The sequence below is a fragment of the Sorangium sp. So ce296 genome, assembly GCF_051529605.1.
Classification (GTDB): Bacteria; Myxococcota_A; Polyangia; order Polyangiales; family Polyangiaceae; genus Sorangium; species Sorangium cellulosum_D.
Genome location: NZ_CP150325.1, coordinates 2545171 through 2569831 on the forward strand (window position 1 = coordinate 2545171; position 24661 = coordinate 2569831).

Annotated in this window: 5 protein-coding genes; 3 read left to right on the forward strand and 2 right to left on the reverse strand. The window is 75.4% G+C overall.

The genetic code is table 11. From position 1 onward, the window contains the following. Positions 1 to 119 precede the first annotated feature (119 nt). Together WME98_RS09745 and WME98_RS09750 are read right to left on the reverse strand one after the other, a co-directional pair. Positions 120 to 4088 carry a type I polyketide synthase gene (locus WME98_RS09745; protein ID WP_437951043.1) on the reverse strand — a complete coding sequence of 1323 codons (3969 nt, stop codon included), beginning with the start codon at positions 4086 to 4088 and terminating at the stop codon, positions 120 to 122. After that, a complete protein-coding gene (locus tag WME98_RS09750) occupies positions 4085 to 19645 on the reverse strand; it encodes an SDR family NAD(P)-dependent oxidoreductase (protein WP_437951044.1) in 15561 nt (5186 codons plus the stop codon). Before WME98_RS09750 ends, WME98_RS09745 begins: the two co-directional genes overlap by 4 nt. Before the next feature lie 850 nt (positions 19646 to 20495). Here WME98_RS09750 and WME98_RS09755 point away from each other — a divergent pair. From WME98_RS09755 to WME98_RS09765, 3 genes are all read left to right on the forward strand, one after another. Beyond that, entirely contained in the window at positions 20496 to 21122 is a 627-nt protein-coding gene (locus WME98_RS09755) for a glutathione S-transferase family protein (protein WP_437951046.1), read from the forward strand. Positions 21123 to 21280: 158 nt separating this feature from the next. Beyond that, on the forward strand, positions 21281 to 23410 hold the full coding sequence (locus WME98_RS09760; RefSeq protein WP_437951048.1) for an ABC-F family ATP-binding cassette domain-containing protein: 2130 nt from the start codon (positions 21281 to 21283) through the stop codon (positions 23408 to 23410). 26 nt (positions 23411 to 23436) lie between these two features. After that, positions 23437 to 24240 carry a glutaredoxin domain-containing protein gene (locus tag WME98_RS09765; RefSeq protein ID WP_437951049.1) on the forward strand — a complete coding sequence of 268 codons (804 nt, stop codon included), beginning with the start codon at positions 23437 to 23439 and terminating at the stop codon, positions 24238 to 24240. The last annotated feature ends 421 nt before the right edge of the window (positions 24241 to 24661 follow it).

The following is a 24661-nucleotide window of genomic DNA, read 5'->3' on the forward strand; positions in this document are numbered from 1 at the left end:
TGCAGACGCATCAGGAACGCCGGCGCAGCTGCACACCCGAGCAGACACCGGGCGAAAGCTCACAGCGGCCTCCGATGTGCTCCGATCTGCCCTCGCCAGGCCTGACCGTCCCGCTCGCCTCAGCGGGGGCAGACGTCCGCGGCCCGCAAGCGCTCCCTGAGCCGCTCTGCCAGGACCCGGACGTGAGGCTCCCGGAGCATCGTGTGGTGAGATCCCGGGACATCATGGATCTCGATCGGCTGTGACGAGATCCCAGACATGGGCTGATAGAGGGCCCCGTAGGGCTCCGTCACCGGACCGAAGGGGCCGGGCGGCGGCTGCTGCGCTGCCCGGAAATAGACCACACGACCCCCATAACAGGGCATCGCGTAGGAGCGCGTGGCCCGCCCGTGAGCCGCCCCGAGCCGCTTGACCGCATCGGCGAAGCCCGGCGCCACGCCGCGCGCTGCGCCGAGGACGAGCCCCGTCAGCTCGCCCTCGTCGAGCCGGCGGAGCTCATCGTACGCCATCTCGGGGCGGGCCATCCTCGCGGTCTCGACGAGCTGCCACAGCCGGCGCTCACGGGTGCTCGGGCTCGCGATGTAGCCATCGATCATGGCCAGCAGGGCGACGCGCTCGCCGCACCGCACGAGCTGGTGCGCCATCTCGAACGCGACGAGCCCGCCGAGGGACCAGCCGCCGAGCAGGTAGGGGCCAGCCGGCCTCACGGACCGGATGGCCTCGAGATAACGCGCGGCCATGTCCTCGATCCGCTCATCGGGCGCGGCGCCATCGTCCAGCCCGATCGCCTGGAGGCCGTAGAAGGGCCGCTCCGTTCCCAGGTGGCGGGCGAGCTCGGTGTAGCAGAGCACCGGCCCGCCGAACGGGTGGACACAGAAGAACGGCGACCCCTCGCCAGCGGGCTGGATCGCGACGAGCGGCGACCTCGGTCGCGCTCCGCCATCCTGCCGGCCGCGCTCGCCGCCCGGCGTCGCGGGCAAGCTCAGCGCGTCCAGCGCGCGCTCGGCGAGCGCAGCGACGGTCGGATGCTCGAGCAGCAGGTTGACCGGCAGCTTGATGTCGAGGCCCTGCGCGATCCGGTCGCGGAGCTCCAGGCTCATCAGCGAGTCGAGCCCGAGGTCGAGCAGGCTCGCGCCCGGCGCGATCTTCTCCGGAGCGTCCAGCCCCAGCGTCTGCGCCGCGGAGGTCTTCAGCCACCCCTCGAGCACCCGCCGGCGCTCGTCGGGCGTCACCGCCCTGAGGCGCTCGACCAGGGCGACCGCCGCCGGCGCGCCCACGTCGACCGCCGCCGGCGCGCCGCCGGACGCGCGCGGCGCGACCGGGGCGTCCGGCGCCTCCGGTCGCTCGCGCTGGATCCAGTGCCGCGTCCGCTGCCAGGCATACGTCGGCAACGAGACGCAGCGCCCTCCCGCCGGGTAGAGGCGCTTCCAGGCGACGGCCTGGCCGTGCGCGTGGAGCGCCCCGAGCGACTGCAGCAGGCACCGCCGCGCCGGGTGCTCTCGCCGGAGCGAGAAGACCGCATGAGCGTCCGCCCCCCGCGCGGAGAAGCACTGCCGGAGGTGGCCAGAGAGGACGGGATGCGGGCCGACCTCGAGGAAGATCCGGTACCCCGCGGCCAGCGCCGCGTCCACGGCGCCCGCGAACCGCACCCGCTCTCTCATGTTCCTCGCCCAGTACGCCGGATCGAGCTCGCTCCCCGCGACCGGCGCGCCGGTCACCGTGCTGAACAGGGGCAGCGCCGCCCGCTGGGGAGAGAGCCCGGAGAGCGCGGCCTCGAGCTCGCGATCCAGCGGCGCCATCTGCGCGCTGTGGAACGCGTGGCTCACCGGGAGCAGGCGGCAATCCACCCCCTCCCCGCGCAGGCGGCGCAGCACGTCCGCGAGCGCCGCCTCGTCGCCAGCCAGCACGGCCGAGCGCGGATCGTTGACGGCCGCGATGGCGAGACGATCGCCCGCGCCCTCGAGGAGGCGCGCCGCCTCGTCGGCGGGCACCCCGACGAGGGCCATCTTTCCGAGCCCCTTCGTCCGCTGCATCAGGCGCCCGCGCAGCACCACCAGCCGGACGGCGTCCTCCAGGCTCAGGACGCCCGCGACGTGCGCGGCCGCGATCTCGCCGACGCTGTGCCCGATGACGGCGCCGGGCCGGACGTCCAGCGATCGCCAGAGCTCGGCCATCGCCACCTGGACGGCGAGGAGCGCCGGCTGCGCCACCTCGGTCTCCTGGAGGCGCGAGGTCGCCTCGGGCGCGTCGAGCTCGTCGAGGAGCGACCAGCCGGCGTGGCGCCGCACGAGCGCGTCGCAGGCCTCGAGCGCGGCGCGGTAGCTCGGCTCCTCCGCGAACAGCTCGCGGTGCATGCCGGCCCACTGCGATCCCTGCCCCGAGAACACGAAGGCCACCCGGACCCGCGCTCCCGGCTCCGCGACGCTCCGGGTCGCCCCCGGAGGCGCCTGCCCCTCGGCGCAGGCGTCGAGCGACGCCGCGAGCTCCTCCCGGGAGCTCCCGACCACGGCCAGGCGATGGCTGTGGTGGCTCCGCCGGACGCTCGCCGTGTAGGCGATGTCCGCGAGGCGCGGGGACGCGTCGGTGACAGGCTCGCGCAGGAGATCGCGGAACGCCCGCGCGGCCGCGACGAGCGCCTCCGGGGATCTCGCCGAGAGGGGCAAGAGGACGACCTCCGCCTCGCCCGCGGAGGCGGCGGCGCTCGGCGGCGCCTCCTCCAGGATCATGTGCGCGTTGGTCCCGCTCAGGCCGAACGCGCTCACGCCGGCGAGGCGGGCGGCGCCGCCCGCCTTCCACGCGAGCTTGCGCGTGGGGATGGCGAGCGACGTGCCCTCCAGCTTGATGCGCGGGTTGAGCGCCCGGAAGTGGAGGTTCGCCGGGATGGCGCCGTGCTGGAGGGCGAGCACCGCCTTGATCAGCCCCGCCACGCCGGCGGCCGCCTCGAGGTGGCCGATGTTCGTCTTCGCCGCCCCGAGCACACACGCGGCCTCGGTCGCGCGCGGCCTCCCCACGACCTGCGCGAGCGCCTCGACCTCGATCGGATCGCCGAGCGAGGTCCCCGTCCCGTGCGTCTCCACGTAACCGATCTCCGAGGCCTGCACCCCGGCGCTCTCCAGGGCCTTCTTCAGCATCGATTGCTGGGAGAGGACGTTGGGAGCGGTCATCCCCGTGGAGCGGCCGTCCTGGTTGACCGCCGAGCCGCGGATGACGGCGCAGATGGGATCGCCGTCGGCCTGCGCGTCGGAGAGCCGCTTCAGGAGCACGAGCCCGCACCCTTCGCCGCGAACGAAGCCGCTCGCCTCCGCGTCGAAGACCTTGCACCGGCCGTCCGGCGAGAGCGCCCCCGTCGTCGCGATGAGCCGCATCGTCACCGGCGACAGGAGGAGGTTGACGCCGCCCGCGAGGGCGAGCGAGCACTCGCCGCTCCGCAGGCTCTGGCACGCGAGGTGGACCGCGACGAGCGACGACGAGCACGCGGTGTCGACGGTCAGGCTCGGCCCCTGGAGGCCGAGCGTGTACGAGAGCCTGCCCGCGGGGAACGAGAAGAAGTTGCCCGTCATGGAGTGGATGTCCTGCGCGCCGGGCTCGAACGCGCCGCACAGGTGGGCGTAGTCGTTGCTGGTCATGCCCAGGAAGACGCCCGCGCTGGTGCCCGCGAGCCGCTCCGGGACCTGCCCGCCGCGCTCCAGGGCCTCCCAGGCCACCTCGAGCAGGAGGCGCTGCTGCGGATCCATGCGCTCCGCCTCGCGGGGCGAGATCCCGAAGAACCGAGCGTCGAACAGATCCACATCCCGGAGGAAGGCGCCCCAGCGGATCGCGCGCGCCCGCGGGTCCGGGGCCTCGTCGGGCGCCGGATCGAGGCGCCACCGCTCGGCGGGGATCTCCGTGACCGCGTCCACGCCGTCCTCGAGCAGCTGCCAGTAGGCCTCCGGCGTCGAGGCGCCGCCCGGGAGCCGGCACGCCATGCCGATGACGGCGATCGGCTCGGACCTGGCCCGCGCGAGGGCGTCCCGCTCGGCCCGGAGCTCCCGGATGGTGGCGATCGCTTGCCGCAAACGAGCCTCGTAATCCGTCACCGGCGCGCTCATAGCGATTTCCTCCCGCTGGCCAGAGTGAGCTCCTCGTCGAGGAGGCTCAGCAACGCACTTCCGTCGAGATCGCCGAGCGAGTCGGCGAAGGTCCTCTGGGTCACCTCCTCGGCCGGGGCGTCGGCCGCCTCGATCTCGGCGAGCAGGTGGTCGGCGAGCGACGCGATGTTCGGGTACGTGAACAGCAGCGTCGCCGAGAGGCTGAGCCCCAGGCTGGACTCGAGGCGGTTGCGGAACTCGAGGCTCGTCAGCGAGTCCATCCCGAGGCTGGCGAACACCTCGAGCGGCCCGACGGCGGCCGGATCCACGCGGAGCACGCGGCCGAGCTGCTCCTTCAGGTGCCCTTGCAGGCGGAACCGGCGCTCCTCGGGCGGCTCCCGCTCCAGCGCCTCGCGGACCCGGAGGATGTCCGACGACCTCGGCGCCGCGCGGGCGCGCTCGCGCGTGAGCCGCTCCCAGTAGCGCCACCGCGCGACGCTCGGGTAGGACTCGAGCCACCGGTGCACGTTGAACCGGACGACCGCGATCTGGGGCATGTCCGCCTCGAGCAGGCGCTCCAGCATCCGCAGCCCCTCCTCCTCGGTGAGGTTGTCCATCCCCCGGTCGCCCACGCGGCCCATGACATCGGCCTGCCGGGCCGCGATGCCCACGTCGGAGAAGAGGCCCCAGTCGATGCTCAGCGCGGGGAGCCCGAGCGCGCGCCGGTGATGCGCGAGGGCGTCCAGGAACACGCTCGCCGCGGTGTAGTTCCCGTTGCCCGGCGCGCCGAGCAGCGAGGCCACCGACGAGTACATCACGAAGAAATCGAGCGGCCTGCCCGCGGTCAGCTCGTGCAGGATCCACGCGCCGTGCATCTTCGGGGCCATGGTCGCCCAGAAGCGCTCGGCGCTCTGCTCCATCACGGTGCCGTCGGCGATGACCATGGCCGCGTGGACGACCCCGCGGAGCGGCGGCGCGCGCCGGTCGATCGCCGCGAGGAGCTCGGTGACGTGATCGCGACGCGACACGTCCGCCTGGGCCACGACCACCTGCGCGCCCTGCGCCTCGAGCGCGTCGATCGCGCGCCGCGCCGCTTCGGACGCGCCGCTGCGGCCCGCCAGCACGAGGTGGCGAGCGCCCCGGGCCACCATCCAGCGCGCCAGCGAGAGCCCGAGCCCCCCGAGCCCGCCGACGATGAGGTACGTGCCGTCCGGCCGCAGCGCGACGCCGCCGGCGCGCCGCTCCCGCAGCGCGGTGCGCGCCATCCGCGCGACGTAGCGCTCGCCCGCCCGGAGCGCGATGTGATCCTCGTCGTCCGTGGCGTCGAGCTCCCGCGCGAGCGAGGCGGCGTCCTCCGGCGCGCGCGCCGGGTCGAGGTCCACGCGCGTGCACCGGAGCTCCGGGTGCTCGGAGGCGAGCACGCGGCCGAAGCCGAGGAGCGGCGCCTGAGACACCGACACCGGCGCGGCCTCCTCCAGGGCCTGCGCGCCGCGGGTCACGAGCCACAGCCTCGGCGCGTCGCGCCACCCCCTGCGCACGAGCGCCTGCGCGAGGAACATCGCGCTCAGCGTCCCGAGGCGTTGATCCCGCTCCAGCGTCTCCAGCGTGACGCCGTCCGGGCCCTGCGCGTCCAGGCTCCACAGGTGCACGACGCCCCGGCACGCCGGGCCGCCGCCGAACGCGTCCTCGAGCAGGAACCGGAACGCCATCGGGTCTCGCGGGTCGAGCTCGTAGAGCCCGGACGCATGGCGCGCCGTGACCTCGCCGGTCACGGCGACGACGCAGGCGTCGCCCCGCGTTCGCAGGAGCTCCGCGAGCTCGGCGCCGGTGCCGGTCCGGTCCGCGAGCACGAGCCAGGCGCCACGGTGGGCGCGGCGGCCGTCGCCGTGCGCGGGCTCCGGCGCGCGGCGCTCCCACGCGACGGCGTACAGCAGCTCGTCGCCGTCGTCCGGCGCCGCGAGGCGCCCCTCGGGCCACGGCGCCCGGGGGGCCTCGTCGATCCAGTAGCGCTCTCGCTGGAAAGGGTACGTCGGCAGCGAGACGCAGCGGCCCCCCGACGGATGCTGGCGCTTCCAGTCCACCGGGTAGCCGTGCGCGTAGAGCGCGCCGAGCGCCTCCAGCAGGCTCCGCCGCTCGTCCCGCTCCCGCCGCATCGCCGGGAGCGCCGCGCCCCCGGGCTCCTTCGCGCGCAGCCCTTCCTCGATGGCGGGCGCCAGGATCGGGTGCGGGCTCATCTCGAGGAACAGCGTGGGTCCGCCCTCCGCGAGCCGCTGCACGGCGCCCGAGAACAGCACCGGGTCTCGCAGGTTCCGCGCCCAGTACTCCGGCCCGAGCTCCTCGCCGCGGCAGATCTCGCCGCTCACGGTCGAGCGCATGGGCACCCGCGCCGGCGCCGGCGCGAGCCCGTCGAGCGCCGCCCGCAGCTCCCCGAGGAGCGGCTCCACCTGCGGGCTGTGCGACGCGACGTCCACCTTCACGCGGCGGCAGAACACCCCGCGCCGCGCGAGCTCCGCGAGGATCTCGTCGAGCGCGAGGGGCTCGCCGGACAGCACCGTCGACCGCTCGCTGTTGCTCACCGCCACGGAGACGCGCCCCGCGTACCCGGACGTCATCTGCCGCGCCTGCTCCATGGGCAGCTCCACGAGCGCCATCGCCCCCGCGCCGCTGATCCGCCGCAGGAGCTTGCTCCGGCGGCAGATGACGCGCGCGGCGTCGTCCAGCGTCAGCGCGCCCGCGACGTGCGCCGCCGCCACCTCGCCCATGCTGTGCCCCACCACGGCGTCCGGCTCCACGCCCCACGCGCGGAAGAGCGCCGACAGGGCGATGCCGATCGCGAAGAGCGCCGGCTGCACGACGTCGATCTCCGCGAGGCGCGAGCGCTCCTCGCCCGCGTGGAGCTCCTCGAGCAGCGACCACCCCGTCTCGCGCGCGATCGCCGCGTCGCACGCGGTGAGGGCCTCGCGGAAGATCGGCTCCTCGGCGAGGAGCTGCCGCGCCATGCCCGGCCACTGCGAGCCCTGGCCCGGGAACACGAACACGACCCGCGGCCGCGCCGACGCGCGCGCGTCCCCGCGGGCGACGCCGGCGGCCTCCTCGCCCCGCCCGTAGGCCGCGAGCAGCCCGGCGAGCTCCTGCCGCGAGCCGCCGGCGACGGCCAGCCGATGCTCGTGGTGGCTGCGCCGCACGCTCGCGGTGTACGCGATGTCCGCGAGGTCCGCGGCGGCTCCAGCGGGGTCCTCGACCAAGAGCCGCCGGTACGCCTCCGCCAGGGCCGAGAGCGCGGCCGGGCTCTTCGCGGAGAGGGGGAGGAGCACGACGGACGCGCGGCCTTCCGGCGACGGCGGGGCGGGCGGCGGGGGCTCCTGCAGCACGACGTGCGCGTTGGTCCCGCTGATCCCGAAGGCGCTCACCCCCGCGATCCGCGGCGCGCCTCCGGACGGCCAGGGCAGCGGCTCCACCGGGACGGCGAACGGCGTGCCTTCGAGCGAGATCCGCGGGTTCAGCGTCTGGAAATGCAGGTGCTTCGGGATCGTCTCGTGGCGCAGCGCCAGCACGACCTTGATGAACCCCGCCACCCCCGCCGCCGCCTCCAGGTGGCCGATGTTGGTCTTCACCGAGCCGAGCCAGCACGGCGGCCCGTCGGGCCGCGGCCCGCCCAGCACCTCTTTCAGGGCCGTGAGCTCGATCGGATCCCCGAGGGAGGTGCCGGTGCCGTGGGCCTCGACGTAGCCCACCTGGGCCGGCGAGACGCGGGCGCTCTCCAGCGCCTGCCGCAGGAGCGCCTGCTGCGAGAGCACGTTCGGCGCCGTCAGCCCCGACGAGCGCCCGTCCTGGTTGACGGCCGAGCCGCGGACCAGCGCCCAGATCCTGTCGCCGTCCCGCTGCGCGTCCGAGAGCCGCTTGAGCACGACCATGCCGCAGCCCTCCGCCCGCACGTACCCGTTCGCGGCGGCGTCGAACGTCTTGCATCGACCGTCGGGCGAGAGCGCCTGGGTCTGGCCCATCAGGCACATCGTCAGCGGGGACAGGATGAGGCTGACGCCCCCCGCGATCGCCATGTCGCTCTCGCCGCTCCGGAGGCTCTGGCAGGCGAGGTGGAGCGCGACGAGCGAGGAGGAGCACGCCGTGTCCACCGTCATGCTCGGCCCCTCGAGGCCGAACACGTAGGACAGGCGCCCCGCGGCGGTGCTCGCCAGGGTTCCGGTCGCGCAGTAGGCGTCGAGCTGCCGGGGATCGAGCGAGGCGAAGCGGTGCTGGTAGTCCTGGACCGCCATGCCGATGAACACGCCGGTCCGGCTGCGGAGGAGCCGCTCGGCGGGCTGCCCAGCGTCCTCGAACGCCTCCCAGGCCACCTCGAGCAGGAGGCGCTGCTGCGGGTCGAGGCTCGTGGCCTCGCGCGGCGCGATCCCGAAGAAGCGCGCATCGAACCCGTCGACCCTGTCGAGCAGCCCGGCCCAGCGCGTTCCCGGCGGGCCGTCGGGGATCGCGTCGTCGGGCCACCGCGTCGCGGGGATCCGCTGGATCGCGTCGACGCCCTCCTCCAGCGCTCGCCAGAACGCCTCGGGGTCGCTTCCGCCTCCGGGCAGCCGGCACGCCAGGCCGACGACGGCGATCGGCTCGACCTCCTGCGCCGCCGCGGGCTGCGGCGCCGCGCTCGGGGACCGCGGCGCCGGCGGAGGCGACGCGGGCCGAGCGCCGGCGCCGGCGCCGAGCTGCTCGGCGAGGTACGCCGAGAGCCCGGCGACGTGGGGGTAGGTCCAGAGCAAGGTGGACGGCAGCGAGAGCCCCAGGCCGGCCTCCAGGCCATTGCGCAGCTCCAGGCTCATCAGCGAGTTGATGCCGAGATCGTTCAGCGGCACGTGCCGGTCGATGGATCCCGGTTCGAACCGCAGGACCCTGGCCGCGACCTGCCCGACGAAGCCCTCGATCAGCGACGGCCGCTCCTCCGGCGTCGCGCCGTCGAGCGCCGCGCGGAAGCGCGCGGCCTCGGGCGCGCGCGGCTTCGCGCGATCGCCCTCCTTGCGCAGGCGCTCCCAGAAGGGCGACGCGGCGGCGGTCGGGTAGAACTCGAGCCACTGGCGCAGGTCGAACCTCAGGACGCCGGCCCGAGCCGCCCCTCCCCCGAGCAGGCGCTCGAGCGCGGCCAGCGCGTCCGCCTCCGTGAGGAGCCCGGTCCCCCCGCGCGGGAGGCGCGCCGCGGCGCCGTGGTGCGCCTCCGCCGGGGTCTCCTCGGCGAAGAGGCCCCAGTCGACGCTCAGCGCGGGCAACCCCCTGGAGCGCCGGTGGTGCGCGAGCGCGCCGAGGAACGCGTCGGCCGCCGCGGAGCCCGCGTCGCCAGGAGCTCCGAGGAGCGGCATCGCCGAGGCGTGCAGGAGGAAGAGGTCGAGCGGCCTGTCCGCGGTCAGCGCGTGCAGGTTCCACGCTCCGCGCGCCCGCGAGGCCGCCGCGATCCAGGAGCGGCGCGCGTCGCGCTCCGGCGCGGGGCCGCCCGCGGCCGGCTCCGCGTAGACGACCCCCCGGAGCACGCCGAACCGCTGCTCGACCGCCGCCACGACCTCGGCCGCCCGCGACGGCTCGGCCACGTCGACCTCGGCCACGACCACCCGAGCGCCCGCCGCTTCCATCGCGGCGATCGCGCTCCGGGCTGCCTCCGTCGCGCCGCCCTCGCCGGTGAGCAGGAGGTGGCGGGCGCCCTTCTCCACCATCCACCGCGCGAGCGAGAGGCCGAACCCCTCGATGCCTCCGGCGATCAGGTAACCTCCGTCGGCGCGGAAGCTCGCGCTCGCGCCGGGGCTGGTCCCGGGGACGCCGCGCTCGAGCCGCGCCACGTACCGCGCCTCGCCGCGCAGCGCGATCCGGTCCTCGCGATCGGCCGCGTCGAGCTCCCGGAGCAGCGCGGCGGCCTCGCCCGATGCGGGGGTCGGGCCCAGGTCGACGCGCTTGCACCGGAGCGCCGCGTGCTCGGCCGAGAGCACGCCGCCCACGCCCCAGAGCGGCGCCTGGGCCACGGACACCGGCGCCGGCTCGGCCACGGCCTGCGCGCCGCGGGTGACGAGCCAGAGCTGCGGCGCGTCGCGCCACCCCCTGCGCGAGAGCGCCTGCGCCAGCACGTGCGCGCTCAGGCCTGCGCGGCGCAGGTCTCGCTCGAGCGTCTCCGGCGTCGTCGCCTCCGCCGCCGCGGCGTCCAGGCCGAGGAGATGCACGACGCCCCGGCACGCCGCGTCGCCCTGGAATGCGTCGTCCAGCAGCGCCGAGAGCGCCGCGCTGTCCGAGGGGTCGACCTCGTAGCGCCCGTCCCCGAGGCGCGCATAGCGCTCCCCCGGAACGGCGCGCACGCACGCGTCGCCCCGCTGGCCGAGGAGCGCGGCAACCTCCTCACCCGTACCGTCCCGATCCAGGAGCAGGAGCCAGGCGCCGCGCGACGCGCGAGGGGCGGCGGGCGGGCGCGCGGGCTCGCTGCGATGCCAGGCGACGGCGTAGAGCAGCTCCTCCGTGATCCCGGGCGCCTCGAGGGTCGCCGAGCGCGCGGGCGCGCCCCCCTCGATCCAGTACCGCTCCCGCTGCCAGGGATACGCCGGCAGCGGGACGCAGCGCCCGCCCGACGGATACTGCAGCTTCCAGCGCACCGGATAGCCGTGGGCGTAGAGGGCTCCGAGCGCCTGCAGCACGCTCCGCCGCTCTCCCTGGTCGCGCCGCATCGTGGGGAGCGCCTTCCCCCCCGTGCCCCGCTCGGACAGGAGCTGCTGGAGGTTCGCCAGGAGCACCGGGTGCGGGCCGATCTCCAGGAAGATCTCGTGGCCGTCCGCCCACGCCGCGGAGACGGCCCGGGCGAGCTGCACCGGCTCACGGACGTTCCGCGCCCAGTACCCCGCGTCGAGCGGCTCGCCCTCGAGGCGCGCGCCCGTCACGGTGCTGTACATCGCGATCGACGCCCGGCCCGCCGCGACCTCCCCCAGCGCGCCCCGGAAGTCGCGCTGCAGGGGCTCCATGTGCGGGCTGTGGGAGGCGTAGTTGACCCGCAGCATGCGGCAGGGCACCTGCCTCGCCTGCAGGCTCGCCACCACCTCCTCGAGCGCGGCCGCGTCGCCGGAGAGCACCACGGAGCGAGCGTCGTTGATCGCCGCGATCGAGATCCGGTCCGCGCGCCCCTCCAGGACGGCCGCGGCCTCGTCCTCGGACAGCGCCACGGAGGCCATCTTCCCGAGGCCCGTGGCGCGCTGCGTGATCCGCCCGCGGATCGCCACGATCCGGATCGCCTCGTCCAGGCTCAGGACGCCGGCGACGTGCGCGGCCGCCACCTCGCCGACGCTGTGGCCGATCACGGCGTCGGGCGTGACGCCCAGCGTCCGCAAGAGCGCCGAAAGGGCCACCTGCACGGCGAAGATCGCCGGCTGAGTGACCTCCGTCTCATCCAGCCGCGAGGTCGCCTCGGGGGCGGCGAGCTCGGCGAGCAGCGAGAAGCCCGCGTGCCGCTGCACGAGCGGCTCGCACGCCTCGATCGCCGCGCGGAAGGCGGGCTCCTCGGCGAGGAGCTCTCGGCCCATCCCCAGCCACTGCGAGCCCTGCCCGGAGAACACGAACACCACCTGGGGCTGCCACCCGAGCACCGTCTGCCCGCTCGCCGCGGCGGGGTGCGCTTCGCCCCGCGCGTGCGCGCCGAGCGCCTCGGCGAGCTCCTCGCGGGACCGGCCCACCACCGCGAGCCGGAACTCGTGGTGGCGGCGCCGCACGCTCGCCGTGTACGCGATGTCCGCGAGCCGCGCGTCGGGCGGCGCGCCGCCGAGGAAGCGCTCGTAGGCCTCGGCCAGGGCGGCGAGCGCCCGGGGGGACCTCGCCGACAGGGGCAGCAGCGTGAGCGGGGCGTCCGGGAGCGCGGGCGGCTCGGGGACCTCGGGCGCCTCCTCCAGCACGAGGTGGGCGTTGGTCCCGCTCATCCCGAACGAGCTCACGCCCGCGCGGCGGGGACGCTCCCCGCGGCGCCACGGCTCGGCCGCCGTGGTCACCTCGATCGGGAGCTCGGCCCACGGGATGCGCGGGTTGAGCGCGCGCGCGTGCAGCTGCGCCGGCAGCGCGCCGTGCCCCAGCGACAGCACCACCTTCATCACGCCGGCCACGCCCGCCGCCGACTCGAGGTGGCCGATGTTCGTCTTCACCGACCCGATCTTGAGCGGCCGGTCGCCGGGCCTCCCCTCGCCGTAGACCGCCGCGAGCGCCTCGACCTCGATGGGATCGCCGAGCGCCGTCCCGGTGCCGTGCGCCTCGACGTAATCGATGTCGCCGGGCGAGAGCCCCGCGATCGAGAGCGCCGCGCGCACGACCGCCTCCTGCGCCTTGCCGTTCGGCACGGTGATGCCGGCGCTGCGGCCGTCGCTGTTCACGGCCGAGCCGCGGATCACCGCCAGGATGCGATCGCCGTCGCGCGCCGCGTCCGACAGGCGCTTCAGCACGACCATGCCGCAGCCCTCGCCGCGGCCATACCCGTCCGCGTCCGCGGAGAACGTCTTGCACCGCCCGTCCGGCGCCAGCGCGTGGAGGCGCGACAGGTACACGCCGAGGTGCGGGGCGAGCATCAGCTGGACCCCGCCCGCGACCGCCACCCGGCACTCGCCCGCCCACAGGCTCCGGCACGCGAGGTGGATCGCCGTCAGCGACGACGAGCACGCCGTGTCGACGGCCATGCTCGGCCCCTCGAGCCCGAGCGCGTGCGAGAGCCGGCCCGCGGAGAAGCTCGTGAACGTCCCCGAGAGCGTGTAGGCGTCCAGCGCCTCGAGATCCGCGTGCGTCCGCTGCAGGATGCCGTAGTCGCTCGGCCCGATCCCGACGAAGACGCCCGTCAGCGGCTGCTCGCCGGGCACCACGCCCGCGTCCTCCATGGCCTCCCAGATGACCTCGAGCAGCAGCCGGTGCTGCGGATCGAGGTGGATCGCCTCCCGCGGCGCGATCCCGAAGAAGCGCGCGTCGAACCGATCCGGCGCCGCGGCCAGGAAGCCGCCCTCCCGGACGTACATCTTGCCGGCCGCGTCCGGATCGGGGTCGTAGTACGCCGCGGCGTCCCAGCGGTCCGCCGGGATCGGCGCCACGGCGTCGACCCGCTGCTCGAGCAGCCGCCAGAACTCCTCCGGGGTCTCGACGCCGCCCGGCAAGCGGCACCCCATCCCCACGATCGCGATCGGCTCGTCGCCGGCCACGGCGCGCCCGCCGACGTCGCTCGACGCCGCGCCGCCCGCGCCGTCCGCGCCCGCGCGCTCCTCGGCCTCCGGAGGCGCGGCGTCGCCCGGCAGGCTCGGCGACAGCTCCTCGAGCAGGAAGTCGGTCATCGCGACGACGTTCGGGTGGTTGAACGTCACGCTCGACGACAGCGTCCGGCCGAGCGCGCGGCCCAGGCGCTGGCACAGATCCACGGCCATCAGCGAATCCATGCCGAGCTCGAAGAAGCCCCGGGTCGGGCTCACCTCGTCGGCCTCGGCGAACCCCAGCGTCTCGGCGACCGAGGCCTGGATCCGCCGCTGGAGCATCCGGCGCCGCTCCCGCGGCGGCGCCGCCGCGAGCTCGCCGAGGAGCGCGGGCGCGGCGTCGCCCGGCGCGGGCGCGGCGTCGCCCGGCGCGGGCGCCGTGGCGCGCGGCATCTCGGAGAGCAGCGGGCGCGGGCCGCTGCTCTCGACCACCGCGCAGAACCTCGGCCAGTCGACGTCGGCCACGACCACCTGCGCCGCCCCGGCGGTCATGCAGAAGGACAGCGCCGCCATGGCCTGCTCCGGGCCGAAGGACCGCACCCCGCGCTCCTCGAGCGACGCGATCGCGGAGGTCGCCATGCCGCCGCCGCGCCACGGCCCGAAGCTCACGGCGACCGCGGGCGCCCCGGCGGCGCGGCGCGCGCGGACGAGCGCGTCCTGGAACGCGTTCGCCGCCGCGTAGCCGGCCTGCCGCGCCGAGCCCCACACCGCGGCGATCGACGTGAAGCAGACGAACGCGTCGAGGGGCCGGCCGCGCGTCAGCGCGTCGAGCGCCGCGGTCCCGTGGACCTTCGGCGCGAGCACCCGGCGGAGCCCCGCGCCGTCGAGGGCCGAGAGCGGCGTCTGGTCGGAGACGCCCGCCAGGTGAAACACCGCGGAGAGCGGCGGCAGCCGGGCGTCGATGTCCGCGAGCACGGCGGCCATCGCCGCCGCGTCGGCCACGTCGGCCTGCGCGACGGTCACGCGCGCCCCGAGCGCCTCGAGCGACGCGAGGAAGTCGCGGTCGTCGGCCGACGCGCCCCTGCGGCTCGTGAGCACGAGGTGCCGCGCGCCCCGCTGCGCCGCCCACCGCGCGACATGCCTGCCCAGCGCGCCGAGGCCCCCGGTGATGAGCGCCGTGCCCGACGTGGACCAGGCCGGCGCTCCGTCCCGCGCCCCGTCCGGCGCTCCGGCGCAGCGCACGAGCCGCTCCACGTACCGCCCCGACGCCCGGAGCGCGACGTGGTCCTCGCCGTCGGGGCTCAGCACCTGCGCGGCGAGCGCGGCGATGTCGTGCTCCCCGGCGGAAGGCGGCAGGTCGACGAGCCCTCCCCAGACCTCCGGGTGCTCGAGCGCCAGGGTCCGGCCGAGCCCCCAGAGCGCCGCCTGCGCGGGCGCCGTGACCGGGTCGCCCGCGCCCACCGACACCGCCCCGCGGGTCACGAACCAGAGCCGCGGCCGCTCGCCCTGCCCCGCCTGCAGGGCGGCGCGCAGCAAGCCCGGCGCGCTCTCGACGCCCCGCGCGAGCGCGGCGTCCAGCGCGTCCTCGCCCTCCGGCGCGCCGTCGAGGCTCCACAGGTGGACCACGCCGCGCACGGGCCCGCGCTCGGCCGCGCGCTCCGCCCACCACGCCGCGAGGCCCTCGGGCGCCTCGGGCGTCGAACCACCCGTCCACGCCTGCCCCGCCGCGCTCCCCAGGCGGAGCCGGGAGCAGGTCGCGCCCGCCGCCTCGAGCGCGTCGGCCAGCCTGTCGCCGGTGCCACCCTCGTCGACGAGCGCGACCCAGTGCCCGGGCTCGGCCGGGCGCGCGCGCGGCGCGAGGGGCGCCGGCTTCCACGAGAGCTCGTGGAGCCAGGGCTGGATCTCCGCCTCCGCACGCGCCTGATCCGCCCTCGCCCGCAGCGCGTCGAGCACCCGGCCGACGACGCCGAGCTCCTCGGCCGAGAGCGCCGCCGAGAGCCCGAGCTGCGCCGCGAACGCCGCCGCGTCGGCCGACCGGAGGAGCGACGGCAGCGCCGCCGCGGGCGCGCCCTTCGCCTCGCGCCGCGCGTCCGCGGGCGCCTCCAGCCAGTACCGCTTGCGCTGCCACGGATACCCCGGCAAGGACACGCAGCGCCCGCCCGCCGGTGCCATCCGGGCCCAGTCGACCCGGCACCCGCGCGTGTGGAGGGCGCCCAGCGACTCGAGCAGGCAGCGCCGCGCGTCGCGGCCCCGGCGCAAGGTCGGGGCGACCAGCCCGTCGACCCCGCGCGCCGCGAGGCACCGCCGCACGTTGGCCGAGAGCACGGGGTGCGGCCCCATCTCCACGAAGATCCGGTGCCCGGCGGTCACGGCGCCGTCGATCGCGCGCGCGAGCAGCACCGGCTCCCGGACGTTCCTCGCCCAGTACGACGCGTCGAGCGCCTCGCCGTCGATGCCCTCGCCCGTCACGGTGCTCACCAGCGTCCGGTCCGCGCGGCCCCGCGCGATCTCCCCGAGCGCGCTCGCGAGCTCCTCGCGGAACGGATCCATCTGCGGGCTGTGGAACGCGTAGTTCACCGGCAGCTCGCGGCACTCGACCCCGGCGCGCCGGAGCTCCGCCACCACCTCGCCGAGCGCCGCCGCTTCGCCGGACAGCACGACCGAGCCCGGGTCGTTGACGGCGGCGATCGAGAGCCGCCCCTCGTGGCCTTCGAGCGCGCGCGCCGCCTGCTCCGGGGACGTCTGGACCGAGGCCATCTTCCCCAGGCCGGTCGCGCGCTGCATGATCCGCCCGCGGTGGTGGACGATGCGCACCGCCTCCTCGAGGGGGATCGCCCCCGCGACGTGCGCCGCCGCGATCTCCCCGACGCTGTGGCCGATCACGGCGTCCGCGGCGATCCCCCAGGCGTCGAGGAGCGCGGCGAGCGCGACCTCCACCGCGAACAGCGCGGCCTGCGCGACCTGCGTCTCCTGCAGGCGCGACGAGGCCTCCGGCGCCTCGATCTCTTTCAGCAGCGACCAGCCGGCGAGCGGCGCGAGCAGCCGGTCGCACGCCTCGAGCGCGTCGCGGAAGACGGGCTCCTGCCGGAGGAGCGCCCGCCCCATGCCCGGCCATTGCGACCCCTGGCCCGAGAACACGAGCACCACCGAGGGGCGCTGCCCCGCCGGCGCCTCGCCCAGCGCGGCGCCGGCGCGCGCGGCGCCCCCGCGCGCGAGGTCGTCGAGGGCGCCGGCCATCTCCTCGTGCGAGCCGCCCACGACCGCCAGCCGGTGCTCGAGGTGGCTGCGCCGGACGCTCGCCGTGTAGCAGACGTCGCGCAGCGGGGGGCTCTCCGGCGAGCGCAGCCGGGACGCCGACGCGCGCGCCAGGTCGAGGAGCGCGGGCCTGGAGCGCGCCGAGAGCACGAGCAGCTCGGGCGCGGCGGGCTCGCCCGCGTCCGCCGGGCTCGAGGCCGCTTCCGGCCCGGCAGCGCGCGGCTCCCCGAGCGGCGCCGGCAGGGCGTCCGCCGCGCCGAGCGGCGCCGGCAGGGCCGCCGCGGCGGGCGGAGCCACCTTTCGCCACGCGACGGGCGCGCCGAGCATGTAGAGCTCGCCCAGCGAGCCGAGCAGGCACGCCCGGGCCGGCTCGTCCCGCCGCAGCGACGGCAGCGCGACGCCGCTCCGCTCCTTCCTGGCGAGGCTCGACGCGACGGCGTGGGCGAGGACGGGGTGAGGATCGAGCTCGAGGAAGACGCTGAACCCATCGTCGATCAGGCGATCGAGCGCGGCGTCGAGGCGCACCGGCTCCCGCAGGTTGCGGGCCCAGTACGCGGCGTCCTGCGCCGCGCCGTCGAGCCGCGCCCCCGTCACCGTCGAGTAGATCGGCGCCCCGCCCCCGCGCGGCGCGATCCCCTGCAGGGCGCGCGCGAGCTCGGGGCACAGCGCGTCCATGTGCGGGCTGTGCGAGGCGTAATCCATCCGGACCTGCCGGCCCGTCACCCCCTGCTCGGCGAGCGCCTGGAGCAGCGCCTCGAGCGCCGCCGGCTCGCCCGAGATCAGGGTGGATCCCGGGCTGTTGCTCCCCGCGAGGAAGAGGCGGCCCTCGTGGCCGGCGAGCGCGCGCGCCGCGTCGTCGGCGGAGAGCTCCACGACGGCCACGGCGCCCGAGCCGCTCTGCTGCCGGACGAGCCTGCCCATCGCGCAGATGACCGCGGCGGCGTCCTCGAGGCTCAGCGCGCCGGCGACGCACGCCGCCGCGACCTCGCCGATGCTCTGCCCCACCACCGCGTCCGGCTCGATGCCCCACGAGCGCCACAGCGCCGCCAGCGCGACCTGGATCGCGAAGATGGCCGGCTGGACGACGTCGGCCTCCTCGAGCAGGCGCCCGTCGCCCGCCGCCAGCGCGGCGAGCGGCGAGAAGCTCGCGTGCGGCCGCATCGCCGCGTCGCACCGCTCGAGGGTCGACCGGAAGACGGGCTCCTCGAGCAGCAGATCGCGCCCCATGGGGAGCCACTGCGAGCCGTGCCCGCCGAAGACGAAGGCGATCTTCGGCCGCGCGCCGGCCGCCTTGCCGAGCGAGCCGCCCGGCTGCGCGCACCCGGCCAGCAGCGCGTCGAGGCGCGCGGCGAGATCGCCGTGGGAGGAGACGGTGAGCGCGAGCCGGTGCTCCCCGCCGCTGAGCCGCGCCGCGGCCGCGCCGCAGAGCGCCTGCACGGAGGGCCGCTCGCCGCCCTCGCCGCCCTCGGTGACGAGCGCATGGACGCGCCGGCAGAGGGCCGCGAGCTCCTCGGCGCTCGGCGCGGACAGCGGCAGGAGGTGCGCCTCGCGGCCCCGGGGCGCCTCGAGCACGACGTGGCAGTTGGTCCCGCCGAAGCCGAAGGAGCTGACGCCGGCCAGCGCCGGCCCGCGCTCCTTCTTGGGCCACGGCTCCGTCGCGCGCTGCACCGAGAGCCGCAGCTCGTCGAAGGGAATGTGCGGGTTCGGCTGCTCGAAGTGGAGGCTCGGCTGGAGCGTGAGGCGCCGCATCGAGAGCGCGACGCGGATGAGCCCCGCCACGCCCGCGGCGCCCTCGAGGTGGCCGATGTTCGTCTTGACCGACCCGATCCGGAGCGGCCGCTCCGGCGGGCGATCCGCGCACAGCACGGCGCTGAGCGCCTTCGCCTCGATGGGGTCCCCGAGGATGGTGCCAGTGCCGTGGGCCTCGACGTAATCGACCTCTTCCGGCCGCACCCCCGCGCGCGCGTAGGCCTCGCGGAGGAGGGCCTCCTGCGCCTTCGGGTTCGGCGCGGAGAGCCCGTTGCTGAGCCCGTCGTTGTTGACGGCGCTGCCGCGGATCACGCAGTAGATGGGGTCGCCCGCCGCGAGCGCGCGGGAGAGCGGCTTCAGCACCACCACGCCGCCGCCCTCGCCGCGGGCATACCCGTCCGCGCGCGCGTCGAACGCCTTCGAGCGGCCGTCGGGCGCGAGCGCCCCGAATTTGGAGATGGCGACCATGCTCTCGGGGGCGACGATCAGGTTCACGCCCCCGGCGAGGGCGAGGTCGCACTCGCCGAGCCGCAGGCTCTGGCACGCGAGGTGGACCGCGACGAGCGACGAGGAGCAGGCCGTGTTCACGTGCAGGCTCGGCCCCTCCAGGCCGAGCGCATAAGAGACCCGGGCGGCGAGGATGCTGAGGTCCTGCCCGGCGGCCGTATGCTGGACGATCGCGTCGATGGGGCCGCCGTTCACGCGCGCGTAATCGCCCCACATGGCGCCGAAGAACACGCCGGTCTGGCTGCCCTCGAGCGATCGCGGGGGCACGCCGGCGTCCTCCAGCGACTCCCACGCGAGCTCCAGCAGCAGCCGTTGCTGGGGATCCATCTGGACGGCCTCGCGCGGCGAGATGTCGAAGAACTGCGGATCGAAGAGATCCACCCGGTCGAGGAACCCACCGCGGCGCGCGCTCATTTTCCCGGGAGCGCCGCGATCGGCGCTGTAGAGCGCGTCGACGTCCCACCGCCCCGGGGGGATGTCGGAGGTCGCGTCCACGCCGCCCCGCAGGAGCCGCCAGAAGGCGTCCGGGTCCGGCGCCTGCGGGAACCGGCAGGCGACGCCGATGACGGCGATGGGCTCCGGGCCCAGCGCCGCGTCGCCCGCGCGCGCGCCCCGCGGAGCGGGCGATAGCCCCGGCCCCTCGGCCACATAACGAGAGAGCCGCTCGATCGTCGGGCACTCCCATATCAGCGTGGGGTGGAGCCGGCGCCCGATGGCCTCCCCCAGCGCGGCGATCAGGCCCATCGCAGCGGTGGAGTCGAGCCCACAATCGGTGAACCGCGCGCCGGGCTCGATCGACCCTGGCGACACGCCCGAGCGCTCCGCGATCCTCTCCGTGAGCCATCGCTGGATCTCAGCAATGGTGGAGAGCTGCGTCCGTGATTCGCGCGACATAGCCGTCTCCTTCAGGCAGAGCGTAAAAACATCGCCTCTGAGGAAAGCTTCGTTGCTCGCAGGATCTCAGGGCTCAGACGCCGAACGCGCAGCGCCTCGCCATAACGACCGTTACAGGAAATAAGTCGCTTACGCAAGGTTAGTAAAATGTGTTGCCCGTCAGTAATCAAACGAACGTCCGTGAATACGCGGGCAGAGCTCAACGACGATCGGTGCAGTCTCGGTGGATCGACTCAAGTCCACCTATCTGGCTGTCGATCCGCGTCGCGGCGACCTCGGAGGGGCTCACGGGCTTGCCGGAGCGGGCGCCCTGCGCCGCGCTCCCGGCGGGAGGCGAGGCAGTGGTGCGCTTCCGGGCGCCTCGGGCGCCCTGGCCCTCAGCGCGAATTATCGTCGAGCAGTGACGTACAGATTACAAGCTACTGGAACAGCACGAGCGCGCCATTGTCAATCATCTCCGCACCTTGCAGCGAATGGCGGGCGACTCCGACAAAAGGAGCTGATGTGCGCTTCATCCCCTCATCCAGTCATCCAGCCTCGCTGCTCGGGAGCGGGATGCTGAATGGCATGGTTCGAGTGCGGCCCCTTCAGCGCCCGGGCCGCCGGAGCGGCGCCCCACAGGCACGCGGCCGCCGCCGCCCGACTCGGCGGGCCTCCCCGCCGGAGGCCAGGACCGCGGAGGACCGTCCATCTCGGCAGCCCCAAAACCGCCGTCGGATTCTTGCTCCACACGGCAAATGCCGCGCATCTGTGTCGGCAGCGGGATCGGAGCCAGCCTGGCGTTGCGTCGCATGCCGCGCGTGACTCTGGCGACTCGGATCCACTACAAGGGGCGCCGGAGGCCAACACCATGTCCATCACGTTCTACTACTCCCCGCAGTCCAGCGCGGGTCGCATCCTCGTATCGCTCGCCGAGCTCGGCGTCCCCTACGAGGGCGTCCGGCTCGACCTGCGCGCCGGCGACCAGAGGAAGCCGGAGTTTCTCGCCATCAACCCGAATGGCAAGGTGCCGACCATCGTGATCGACGGCACCCCGGTGTTCGAGTCGGTGGCGATCCAGATCGCCCTCGGCGAGCGCTACGGCGTGCAGAAGGGCCTGTGGCCGGCGCCCGGCTCGCCCGAGCAGCTCACGGCGCTGAGCTGGCTCGTGTGGGGCCAGGTCAGCCTCACCGGCGCGCTGTTCCGCTACATGGCGAACACGAGCGACTACTTCCCCAAGGAGATGCACCACGAGAAGCAAGCCGAGCACGCCTTGACCGAGCTGCGCGGCCTGCTCCGCATCCTCGACGAGCGCCTCGCCGGCCGCCCCTACCTCCTCGGCGAGCGCTGTACCCTCGTGGATCTCGACCTCGCGGCCATGCTCGGCTGGGGCCTGATGGCGGCCAAGATCGACTACGCCGAGCAGAAGAACCTGCAGGGCTGGCTCGGCCGCATCATGGAGCGCCCGGCCATCAAGGCGGCGATGGCCCAGACCTGAGCCCCGGGCGCCTCGCTCGCCGGGCGGGCGAGGCGCCCCCTCCCCGACGCCCGCGCGCGGCCGGGGACGGGGCGGTCTTCCACGTCGTCCGGCGCGGCGTCGGGCCAGGCGCCCCGCGCGCCTTGCGCGCGCCCGACGCATGCTAGAACTCGGCCGCAATGACGGTCCTCCAGGTCGCCGACCTCAGCTTCGGTTACGGCGCCGACAAGCTCTTCCAGGGCATCACCTTTTCCCTGGAGCAAGGCCAGCGCGCCGCGCTCGTCGCCCCGAACGGCGCCGGCAAATCGACGCTGCTCCGCCTCGTCGCCCGCGAGCTCACCCCCGACACGGGCTCGGTCGTGATCCGCAAGGGGATCCGGGTCGCTTACTTCCGGCAGTCGCACGAGCTCCACGCCGAGGGCACGGTGCTCGACGCCTTCCTCTCCGGGTTCTCCGAGGTCCTCGAGCTGCGCCACGCCCTCACCGCGGCGCAGCACGCCGCGGCCAGCGGCAGCGAGGCCGACCTCGCCCGGCTCAGCGACCTCACCGATCGCTACCACATCGCCGGCGGCGACGACCTCGAGCGCCGCGTCGAGATCATCGCGGCCCACCTCGGCTTCACGCCGGCCGACATGGATCGCCCCGTCGCGAGCCTGTCCGGCGGCGAGCGCGGGCGCCTGCAGCTCGGCGTCGTGCTCGCCATCGAGCCCGACCTGCTCCTGCTCGACGAGCCCACGAACCACCTCGACATCGAGACGATCACCTGGCTCGAGAAGCACCTCGCGGGCCTCGCCGGCGCGCTGCTCTGCGTCTCGCACGACCGCGCCTTCCTCGACGCCGTCTGCCCGAACACCATGGAGCTCGGCCACCGCAGCTTCCGGACCTACCCGCTCAAGTACAGCGACTACGCGGTCGCGCGCGAGGAAGACCTCGCCCGGGAGCGCGAGCTCGCCGAGCGGCAGGAGGCGTTCGTCGCCAAGACCGAGGACTTCATCCGGCGCAACATCGCCGGCCAGAAGACGAAGCAGGCGCAGAGCCGGCGCAAGATGCTGGAGAAGCTCGAGACCATCGATCGGCCGGAGGACGTCTGGGCGGTCGCCGAGAAGGTCCGGTTCCGGTTCGCGCCCGCCCCGCGCAGCGGGGACATCGTGCTCGACGCGCGCGGGCTCGGCGCGAGCCGCGGCGGGCGCACGCTCTTCTCCGGCGTGGACCTCCTCCTCCGCCGCGGCGACCGCGTCGGCGTCGTCGGCCCGAACGGGACCGGCAAGTCGACGCTGCTGAAGCTGCTCGCCGGCGCGGGCGCGCCCGAGGACGCGGGCGAGGTGCGGCGCGGGACGAACCTGTGCCAGGGCTACTTCGACCAGCACCTCGGCTCGCTCGACCCGTCGAAGACCGCGGTGGAGGAGATCCGCACCGTCCGCGCCGACATGAACGTCGACGCGACCCGCCAGTACCTCTCGCGCTTCCGCTTCTACGGCGACGACGCGCTCCGGAAGGTCCAGGGCTTCTCGGGCGGCGAGCGGAGCCGGCTCGCGCTCGCGAAGCTCTTGCTCGAGCCGCGCAACCTGCTCTTCCTCGACGAGCCGACGAACCACCTCGACATCCCCGCCGCCGAGATCCTCGAGGAGGCGCTGACCGGCTTCGAGGGCACGGTCGTGCTCGTGTCGCACGACCGGCGGTTCCTGGAGCAGGTGACGACGCGCATCGTCGCGGTGCGCGAGGGGAGCGTGGACATCTATCCCGGCGGCTTCCGCGACTACCGCGACAACCTCGAGAAGCTCGCGGCCGAGGCGGCGGCGCGCGAAGCGGACGAGCGCGACGCCGGGCGCGGGCCGGCCGGGGGCGGCCGTGGGGCGCAGAGGGCCGCGGGAGCGCCCGCGCCGCAGAGGGCCGCGGGCGCGCCGGCGCCGCGCGAGGAGGCGGCGCGGGGCGCCGCGGCCGACAGGGGCGCGAAGCCTGGCCGCGCGGTGCGGCGGAGCGGCGCCACGATGCCGCCTCCGGACGAGGCGGGCGCGGGGGACGCGGCGGCGCGCAAGCGGACGTTCGAGAGCGACAAGGCGGCGGCGCGGGCGGCGGAGCGCAAGCGCAAGCGGGTGAAGGAGCTCGAGGCGGAGATCGCGGCCGGCGAGGCGAAGCTCGCCGAGATGCGCGAGGAGCTGAAGAGGGACCCCGGCGGCGACTGGGCGAAGCTGGCCGAGAAGGCGCGCGAGGAGCAGGCGCTCGCGAAGCGCGTCGACGCGGCGATGACCGAGTGGATGGCGCTCAGCGAGGAGCTGGGGGCGTCGGCGACCGCGGGGGGCGGGGCGTGACGGGCGGGGGGCGGGGGGCGCGCGGCGTGAGCGGCGCGGGCGGCGTGAGCGGCGCGGGCGGCGCGCGGGGCGCGGGCGGCGCGGCGGCAGGCGCCCGGCGCGCGGCGGTCCTGCTCGCGCTCGCCGCGGCGGCGCTGGCGCCGGCGTGCAAGGAGCCGCGCGACGACGGCACCGCCCCGGCGCAGGCCCCCGCCGAGCTGCCGCCGCTCGAGCTGCGCGACGACACGGCGAACCTGATGCTCACGTGGATCGACGAGAAGGGCGACACGCACGTCGAGCTCCGCCCGGCCGACGTGCCGGCCGAGGGCCGCGCGATGGTGCGCGCCATGCTCTCGGACCGGACCGAGGGCACGCGCGACGTGTTCTACGTCGCGGATCTGACGCAGAAGCGCCCGGACGGCACGTACGCGGTCCGGACGATGCCGCGGCGAGAGTGGGAGTCGCTGCTGGAGAAGCGGCGCGCCGAGCACGTCGCGAAAACGGCGCCCCCGCCCGCGGCGGCGCCGGGCCCCGGCGGCTCCGCGGGCGCGGGGGCGCCGGCGGCGCCGGGCCAGCTCGCCGGCGTGACCGTGATCATCTACGGCGCCTCGTGGTGCAAGCCGTGCCACCAGGCCGCGGACTACCTGCGCGCGAAGGGCGTCGCCGCCATCGTGAAGGACATCGAGGAAGACCCGGCCGCGGCCGCCGAGATGCAGGACAAGCTCGCGAAGAGCCACCAGCGCGGGGGCAGCATCCCGATCATCGACGTGCGGGGGCAGATCCTCGTGGGGTACAGCCCGCACGCGCTCGACCAGGCGCTCGCGCGGGCGGCGCGCGGGACGACGCTCTGAGGCGGCGGGGAGCGGGGCGGCGGGAGATCCGGGCTGCGGGGACCGCCGGCCCGGGGCGCTGCCTGCGCAGGCCACGAGCGCCGCGCGCCCGGAGGTGACGTCCTCCGGGCGCCGGCGAGGTACCGAGAGCGGGGCGACGCCGCGATCAGGCGCCTGATCCACCCGCAGGAGGCCCCACGTAGAAGGCTCCCTTCGGAGAGCGGGCGCGCAGCTCAGTCGCCGCGGGTGAACCAACGCGCACTTGCAAGCGGGATCCAGTCCCGCCGCTCGAAGCACTTGGAGTAGTGCTCCGCGAAGTCCCTGACATTCTTCCCGTCCTGATAAATCCCAAACAGCACATGTCCGTCCTCGATCGAGAAGACAGTTCGGACGCCTAGCACCAAACGCCCCCGATCCCTTCGGAGCATTCACCGACGACTTC

Coding starts and splice junctions, on each gene's coding strand:
- WME98_RS09745 (WP_437951043.1), bottom strand. CDS start 4,088: ATGAGCGCGCCGGTGACGGATTACGAGGCTCGTTTGCGGCAAGCGATC.
- WME98_RS09750 (WP_437951044.1), bottom strand. CDS start 19,645: ATGTCGCGCGAATCACGGACGCAGCTCTCCACCATTGCTGAGATCCAG.
- WME98_RS09755 (WP_437951046.1), top strand. CDS start 20,496: ATGTCCATCACGTTCTACTACTCCCCGCAGTCCAGCGCGGGTCGCATC.
- WME98_RS09760 (WP_437951048.1), top strand. CDS start 21,281: ATGACGGTCCTCCAGGTCGCCGACCTCAGCTTCGGTTACGGCGCCGAC.